We start from the raw sequence: 1,931 nt of genomic DNA, 5'->3' as shown, positions 1-1,931 counted from the left end.
GTGAGTGTATCCTGGCGGACGGGCGATCCGAGGAGGTACCGAATCAGTACGCCATGAGCTGTTTGTCGGCGCCAGGAGGCGTGCAGCGCGCGACAGCGTGCGCGCCGTGACTCACCATGCCTGGTCCCGATTCTCACGACGACACGAGTCGCGACTACGAACGGTTCGAGAAGAAACAGCTCGCCCAGGACCGCGACACCGCCAGCGTCGACACGGCGGACATCGACGACGCGACGGTCGAGAACTTGGTCAGCGAGCTCATCGACGCGGACGTCGTCACGCCGGTTCCCGAGGACCAAGTTCTGGTTCACGAGCCGAGCGGTACCGCGTTCGACTCATCGACGCAGTTGGCCGTCTTCCACCGTGGCTGGACGGCCGGCCGCGACGCCGACGCGGAGGGAGAGTGATGCAGCAAACGCTCGTCGGCTGTGCGTTCTGCGACGCTCCGCCCGGTACCGAGACTGGCGAGGCCCACACTTGGGGACAAGACGAACGGGTCACTCACCCGATCTGCGTCGACTGTGCGATTCAGACGGAGCCGGAGCCGGATCCCGACGAGCGCGATCACGTCGCCTGTGACGGCTGTGGGCTAGTCGTCGACACGCTCGCTGCGCTCACGCGGTTCCGCGTGGAACCGGGACACCTCGAAGGCCCGTTGCAACTGTGCGAGCACTGTAGTCCAGGCGGGCTCGCTACCTACTGGACGCGTGACCTTGAGGAACACCTCTTCACGAGGCCGGCGGAGTGACCCAAACACTCTTTACTGATTCGCTGTAAACTGTAATCAAGAACGACCCGTGTCACGCACTTCAAATCGCGCCGACGGCGACATCGTCCGGGACTTCCTCTCGGTCGCAGACCTGCTCGAGGAGCCACAGCTGGCCCAGCTGTACGCCTACCTCGCTCGGGAGGGTGAGGTGACCGTCCAGGACGTGATGGACGACCTCGAGCTCGCCCAGGGAACGGCCTACAGCTACGTCAACAGGCTCGTCGACGCCGGCGTCGTCGACGTCACCGACGAGGAGCAGCCTCGGCGGTACGCCGCCCGGGAGATCGACCTGACTGTAACGACCGCCGCGGGCGACCGCGAGTACACGATCACGCCGGCGCTCATCGACGCCGTCGGCCGTCGCGAGACAGACGCGGACATTGACACGTACATCGACCGTCACGGCGTCGCCGGCCTCGCGACCGCGCTCACCTACGCGGTTGCGCGGGAGCGTGGGGAGGTGACCCACCGTCTGATGGCCGAGGACCTGGAGATCTCGCCGCTGGCCGCGGAGATGATTCTGCAGGCGCTGCGGCCCGTCGTCCACGAGCACTACGACATCGAGGAGGGTGGGGCATCTCTGGATGAGGTGAACGTCGGCGACGGCGACACAATCGACGACGCGTGAGCACGTTCCACATCGCCGACACCGGCCTGTTCGTCGCGATGGGGCAGCCGTCGAACAGTCGGTATCAGGCCGTTCGGACGTTCGCTCGCCGGAACGACGTCACCTTCGTCCTCCCCGAACGAGTGTACAAGGAGTTGACCGTCGACGATCCGGACGTCGAGGGGCCGCCCGTCAACGCCGCGATCGAAGAGGGCTGGAGTTGGACCACGACATTCGTCGACGCGCGAACGAACTCGCAGAACGTGCCGAGGGGACAGCCCTCACGAACGGCTGTCAGCCATCGGGCGTCGCGGCTGCCTGCGTCTATCTGGCCGCCCAAGAGCAGGGCGCGTTGATTACCCAATCCACCGTCGCGTCGGCAGCAGAGGTGTCAGTCGTGACGCTCCGAAGCCGGCGAGACGAACTCCAAGCGATCTGAGACGCCTCCGGTGGAGGAGTACCTACATACAGGCAGAGAGTCTACCAAGGAGTATGGACCTCGAAGAGACTGTCGAGTATCTGTCGACAGAACTCGATATCGAGCGGAGTGAGCAC

4 protein-coding genes and 1 pseudogene are annotated in these 1,931 nt (G+C 65.0%); all 5 read left to right on the top strand.

Annotation, left to right across the window (positions count from 1 at the left end):
• Positions 1-116 precede the first annotated feature (116 nt).
• The 5 genes and pseudogenes from J07HQW2_RS00030 to J07HQW2_RS16725 all read left to right on the top strand — a co-directional run bounded on the left by J07HQW2_RS00030 (position 117) and on the right by J07HQW2_RS16725 (position 1,815).
• Positions 117-407 carry a DUF8069 family protein gene (locus tag J07HQW2_RS00030; RefSeq protein ID WP_021053069.1) on the top strand — a complete coding sequence of 97 codons (291 nt, stop codon included), beginning with the start codon at positions 117-119 and terminating at the stop codon, positions 405-407.
• Positions 407-748 carry a DUF7558 family protein gene (locus J07HQW2_RS00025; protein WP_021053068.1) on the top strand — a complete coding sequence of 114 codons (342 nt, stop codon included), beginning with the start codon at positions 407-409 and terminating at the stop codon, positions 746-748. Before J07HQW2_RS00030 ends, J07HQW2_RS00025 begins: the two co-directional genes overlap by 1 nt.
• Positions 749-797: 49 nt before the next feature.
• The gene (locus tag J07HQW2_RS00020) at positions 798-1,397 is read left to right on the top strand and encodes a DUF7437 domain-containing protein (protein ID WP_021053067.1); all 600 of its coding nucleotides are present in this window, start codon (positions 798-800) and stop codon (positions 1,395-1,397) included.
• A pseudogene (locus J07HQW2_RS00015) lies at positions 1,394-1,597 on the top strand (hypothetical protein); the annotation flags it as partial. The gene J07HQW2_RS00020 and the pseudogene J07HQW2_RS00015, both read left to right, overlap by 4 nt.
• Complete coding sequence (locus tag J07HQW2_RS16725; RefSeq protein ID WP_303703797.1) at positions 1,597-1,815, top strand: transcription initiation factor IIB family protein; 219 nt, start codon at positions 1,597-1,599, stop codon at positions 1,813-1,815. The pseudogene J07HQW2_RS00015 and the gene J07HQW2_RS16725, both read left to right, overlap by 1 nt.
• The last annotated feature ends 116 nt before the right edge of the window (positions 1,816-1,931 follow it).

It is taken from the genome of Haloquadratum walsbyi J07HQW2 (assembly GCF_000415985.1).
Lineage (GTDB): Archaea > Halobacteriota > Halobacteria > Halobacteriales > Haloferacaceae > Haloquadratum > Haloquadratum walsbyi_B.
Note: the sequence above shows the minus strand (reverse complement) of the source record. Positions and strands in the feature narration are given on the sequence as shown.